General features: G+C 63.4%; 2 protein-coding genes, 1 pseudogene and 1 riboswitch. All 3 genes and pseudogenes read left to right on the top strand.

Annotation, left to right across the window (positions count from 1 at the left end; translation table 11 throughout):
* Positions 1-92 precede the first annotated feature (92 nt).
* Positions 93-293: riboswitch (cobalamin riboswitch) on the top strand.
* 93 nt (positions 294-386) lie between these two features.
* Positions 387-1,448: a cobalamin biosynthesis protein CobW gene (gene cobW / locus BFW87_RS28315; RefSeq protein WP_078743014.1), complete on the top strand. Its 1,062-nt coding sequence runs from the start codon at positions 387-389 to the stop codon at positions 1,446-1,448.
* 3 nt (positions 1,449-1,451) lie between these two features.
* On the top strand, positions 1,452-5,213 hold the full coding sequence (gene cobN, locus BFW87_RS28310) for a cobaltochelatase subunit CobN (protein ID WP_078743013.1): 3,762 nt from the start codon (positions 1,452-1,454) through the stop codon (positions 5,211-5,213).
* Positions 5,214-5,436: 223 nt separating this feature from the next.
* Positions 5,437-5,620: pseudogene (locus tag BFW87_RS28305) on the top strand (magnesium chelatase); the annotation flags it as partial.

Genomic DNA, 5,620 nt, shown 5'->3' with positions numbered 1-5,620 from the left:
GCCGTAAGGGCGGAACCCATAGCAGCCATTACCCAGATAACGGATATGTACACCAACCCGATCCCCATCATTGACCATCCCCCAAGCACTGCGTAGCCTTGCACCCTCGAGGTTCTTCGGCCCAGGCCGAAGCTAAGAAGGGAACGCGGTCCAAGCCGCGGCTGCCCCCGCAACTGTAAAGGGTTCAGCTGACTGCCACGCCACTGCCAACTAAGGCGGGAAGGCGCAGCCAGCGTCGGTCGCAAGACCCGTACGCCCCAAGCCAGGAGACCTGCCTCGTCACCGATTTTCCAATTCAACCGGGCGGGGTGATCCGGTGACGAAATCAGCTGCTGCGCGCCGTCGCAGGGCCTGTCGTCCCGTATGCCCGCCCCAAAGGGCATCCGATGAAAACACTGGCCAAACTCCCCGTCACCATCGTTACCGGCTTCCTCGGTTCGGGCAAAACCACCTTGCTGCGCCATATGCTCGACAACGCCCAAGGCCGCCGCATTGCCGTGATCGTCAACGAGTTCGGCGAGCTGGGCATCGACGGTGAAATCCTCAAGCAGTGCTCCATCGGTTGCACCGAAGAAGAAGCCAATGGCCGCGTCTACGAACTAGCTAACGGCTGCCTGTGCTGCACCGTGCAAGAAGAGTTCTTCCCGGTAATGCGCGAATTGGTCGCCCGTCGCGGCGATCTCGACCATATCCTCATCGAAACCTCGGGCCTGGCCCTGCCAAAGCCGTTGGTGCAAGCCTTCCAGTGGCCAGAAATCCGCAGCGCCTGCACCGTTGACGCGGTGATCACCGTGGTCGACAGCCCAGCCGTGGCCGCCGGCACCTTCGCCGCCTTCCCGGACCAAGTCGACGCCCAGCGCAAACTCGACCCGAACCTGGACCACGAATCGCCGCTGCACGAATTGTTCGCCGACCAACTGGCCAGCGCCGACCTGGTGATCCTCAACAAGTCCGACCTGATCAGCCCTGAAGACCTGGCCCGCGTGCGCCTGGAAGTCGCTGAAGAGTTGCCGCCAGCGGTGAAAGTCATCGAAGCCAGCAGCGGTCGTGTGCCGTTGGACGTGCTGATCGGCCTGGGCGCCGGCTCCGAAGAACACATCGACGGCCGCCACAGCCATCACGATCATCACCACGAAGGTGAGGACGATCACGATCACGATGCCTTTGATTCGATTTCCATCGACTTGCCGCAAGCCGACGAAGCGCTGCTGCTCGACGCCCTGACCCAACTGGTGGTGCAGCACGGCATCCTGCGCGTCAAAGGCTTCGCGGCGATCCCGAACAAACCGATGCGTCTGCTGATTCAGGGCGTGGGCACGCGTTTCGACAAGCACTTCGACCGCGCCTGGGGCGCTGACGAAGCGCGCATCACGCGGCTGGTGCTGATCGGCCAGGAGCTCGACGCGGTGGGCCTCGAAGCGCAATTGCGCGCTGCCCTCAGCGTTTAACCCATGCACCTGCTCAGGACTCAGCCCGGTGGTTTCGTCGCGGACGACAATATTGCCGACCTTGGCCAAACCCCCGCCGAACTGGTGATCCTGTGCAGCGGTGATTCCAGCCTGGCGCTGCTGGCCGAAGCGGCCCAGCAGTTGCCGGACGACTACCCCAGCCTGCGCCTGGCCAACCCGATGCAGGTGCAGAACCATGCTTCGGTCGACCTGTATGTCGATGAGGTGTTGCGCCACGCCAAGGTCATCCTGATTTCACTGCACGGCGGCATTGGTTATTGGCGCTATGGCATTGAGCGTCTGGTGGAACTGGCCGAGCGCGGTGTGCAGCTGATTCTGGTCCCGGGGGATGATCGCCCGGACCCGGAACTCAGCAGCCTGAGTACCGTGGGCGTGGAGGCGCGCGACCGTCTGTGGCACTTCCTGCGCCAGGGCGGAATGGGCAATGCGCTGGATTTTTATCGCTGCCTGGCCAGTGGTTACCTGGGCCGCGACTACGCCTGGGAAGAGCCGCAAAGCCTGCCGCGCACCGCGATTTATCACCCGCACAAGGCCAACGCTCGCCTCAACGACTGGCAAGCGGACTGGAACCCTGCGTTCCCGGTCGCCGCCGTGCTGTTTTATCGCTCGCATTTGCAGGCGGCCAATACCGGTTTTATCGACGTGTTCTGCCAGCGTCTGCAGGCGGCGGGACTTAACCCGTTGCCGGTTGCGCTGGCCAGTTTGAAAGAGCCCGGTTGCCTCACGGTGGTCGAGGACCTGTTGGATGATGTGCAGGCGGCGGTGATTCTGAACACCACCGGCTTCGCCCAATCCAGCCCCGAAGCGCCGCATTTGCGACCGTTTCGCCGTGACATTCCGGTGATCCAGGCGATTTGCGCCCAAGACAACGAGCCCGGCTGGCAGGCCAGCGAACAAGGCCTTGGCCCGCGCGATCTCGCCATGCATATCGCTTTGCCAGAGCTCGACGGGCGCATCATCAGCCGCCCGATCAGCTTCAAGGATCTGGCGTGGCGCAGTGAGCGCAGCCAGTCGGATGTGGTGTGCTACCGCGCCGCGCCCGAGCGCATGGATTTTGTCGCCGAACTGGCGCGGCGTTGGGTCGAACTGGCGCGGGTGCCGAATGCCGACAAACGCATCGCACTGATTCTCGCCAACTACCCGACCCGCGACGGCCGCATCGGCAACGGTGTGGGTCTGGATACGCCAGCGGCGGCGCTGAATATCCTGCGTGCGCTGCAAGCGCAAGGCTATCCGGTACCAAGTGAATTGCCGGCGAGCGGCACTGCGCTGATCCACGATTTGCTCGGCGGTGTGACCAACGATCCGGACAGCCTCGACCTGCGCCCGTGCCATCAAAGCCTTGGCCTGGATGACTACGAGGCGATGTTCAATCGCTTGCCTGAATCCAACCGCCAGGCGGTGATTGCGCGCTGGGGCGCACCGCATAACGACCCGATGTATCGCGACGGCCGCCTGATGATTGCGGGCTTGCGCCTGGGCCTGACATTTGTCGGTATCCAGCCGGCACGCGGTTATCAGGTGGACGCCAGTGCGGTCTACCACGACCCGGACCTGGTGCCGCCTCATGGCTACCTGGCGTTTTATTTCTGGTTGCGCCACACCTATGGCGCCCATGGCGTGATCCACGTGGGCAAGCACGGCAACCTTGAGTGGTTGCCGGGCAAGGGCGTGGGCCTGTCGGAACATTGCTGGCCTGACGCATTGCTCGGGCCGCTGCCGAATATTTACCCGTTTATCGTCAATGATCCGGGCGAGGGCGCCCAGGCCAAGCGGCGTACACAAGCGGTGATCATCGACCACCTGATGCCGCCGCTGACCCGCGCTGAAACCTACGGCCCGCTGCGAAATCTGGAGTTGTTGGCGGACGAGTATTACGAAGCGCAATTGCTCGACCCGCGGCGTGCCCTTGAGCTGCAAAAAGACATTCTCAAGCTGGTGCGCGAAACCCGCATCGACACAGAGCTGGAAATGGACGGCGACGCCGATGCTGCCGTCTGGCTGCCGCGCCTCGACACGTATTTGTGCGATTTGAAGGAATCGCAGATCCGCGACGGGCTGCATATTTTCGGCGAGTCGCCCGAAGGCCGTTTGCGTATCGACACCTTGCTCGCCTTGCTGCGCATCCCCCGTGGCGATGGCCGCGGCCCGCAATCGAGCTTGCTGCGCGTGTTGGCCAAGGCATTCCAGTTGGGCTTTGATCCGCTGGACTGCGCCCTCGCCGAGCCCTGGACCGGGCGTCGTCCCGAGGTACTGCAACAGATTGACGCGCAGTTATGGCGCACTGCCGGTGACACTCGCGAACGCCTGGAACTGTACGCCGCGCGTTTGATCGAGCAGGCACTCGAAGGGCCGCTGGAACAGCTGGAAGAACCCGGCTGGGAAGATGTAAAGGCGGTGATCGAAAGCCTGCGCATCGTCGTCGCGCCGCGTCTGGACGCCTGCGGCCCGGCGGAAATGTGCGGTTTGCTCGACGCGCTGAGCGGGCGTTTTGTGCCGGCCGGGCCGAGCGGCGCGCCAAGTCGCGGTCGCCTGGATGTGCTGCCCACCGGGCGCAACTTCTTTACGGTGGATGTGCGCAACCTACCCACCACCACGGCCTGGCGGATTGGTTTCCAGTCGGCCAACCTGATTCTTGAGCGGCATTTGCAGGACCACGGTGACCACCTGCGCCAACTCGGCTTGTCGGTGTGGGGCACTGCAACCATGCGTACCGGCGGCGACGATATCGCTCAGGCCATGGCTTTGATGGGGGTGCGCCCGGTATGGGCGACGGGCAGCCAGCGGGTGGACGACTTTGAAATCCTGCCGATCAGCTTGCTCGACCGGCCCCGCGTTGACGTGACGCTGCGAGTCTCCGGCTTTTTCCGCGATGCCTTTGCCAACCTGATCCGCCTGTTTGATGCGGCGGTGCAGGCCGTGGCGGCGCTGGATGAGCCGGACGACATGAACCCGCTGGCAGCCAAGGTGCGCAGCGAGCGCGAGGCGTTGCTCGCGTCGGGCCTGGATGAAGACGCCGCGGCGAAACAGGCCGGCTGGCGAATTTTCGGTGCCAAGCCCGGCGCTTATGGCGCGGGCGTGCAGGGCGCAGTCGACGGCCGCCTGTGGCAGAGCCGCGAGGATTTGGCTGAGGTTTATCTGAACTGGGGCGGCTACGCGTATGGCGGCTCCGATGAGGGCACCGCCGCCCGCGAGCAATTTGCCAGGCGCCTGAGCCAGGTGCAGGCGGTGTTGCAGAACCAGGACAACCGCGAGCATGACTTGCTCGACTCCAATGACTACTACCAATTCCAGGGCGGCATGCTTGCTGCCGTGGAAACCCTGAGCGGCGACAAGGCCGCCAGCTATCATGGCGACCATAGCCAGCCGGACTTGCCGAAAATCCGCACCTTGAAGGAAGAGCTGAACCGGGTGATCCGTTCCCGCGCCGCCAACCCGAAGTGGATCGAAGGCGTGAAACGCCATGGCTATAAAGGGGCGTTCGAGATGGCGGCGACCGTGGATAACCTGTTCGCCTTCGACGCCACCACCGCGTTGATCGACGATCACCAATACGCCTTGCTCGCCGACGCCTACTTGCTCGACCCTGACACCCGGGCCTTTGTGCAGCAGCACAACCCCGATGCCTTGCGTGACATGACCGAACGCATGCTCGAAGCCCAGCAGCGCGGCATGTGGCAGGAACCGGGGGCTTATAAAGAAGCGCTGGAAAACCTGTTGCTGGATATAGAAGAAGACAGCTAATGCGAATCGGCTGTTGTGGCAAGCGGGCCTGTTGTGGCGAGCGGGCTTGCCCCGCGTTGGGCTGCGAAGCGGCCCCAAAACCGGACCAGCGTGACCGCTTGTTAAACCGCGGTGGCTGGATTGGGAGCGCTTCGCACTCCAACGCGGGGCAAGCCCGCTCGCCACAACAAGCCCGCTCGCCGCAGGGGATTGCCTGTGTTGCAAAAATTTAACGAGAACGTACATGACTGATATCCCCCATTTCCCGCTGTCCGCCGTGGTCGGCGCCGACGCTCTGAAACTGGCGCTGTGCCTGACCGCCATCGACCCGAAGATCGGCGGTGTACTGATTGAAGGCCCGCGCGGCATGGCCAAGTCCACGTTGGCGCGAGGCTTGGCGGATTTGTTGGCGAGCGGCCAGTTCGTCA

The sequence above is a fragment of the Pseudomonas fluorescens genome, from assembly GCF_002022275.1.
In the GTDB taxonomy this organism is placed as follows: Bacteria; Pseudomonadota; Gammaproteobacteria; order Pseudomonadales; family Pseudomonadaceae; genus Aquipseudomonas; species Aquipseudomonas fluorescens_AJ.
The sequence above is the reverse complement of the archived record's forward strand: the minus strand, read 5'-3'. Positions and strand labels throughout refer to the sequence as shown.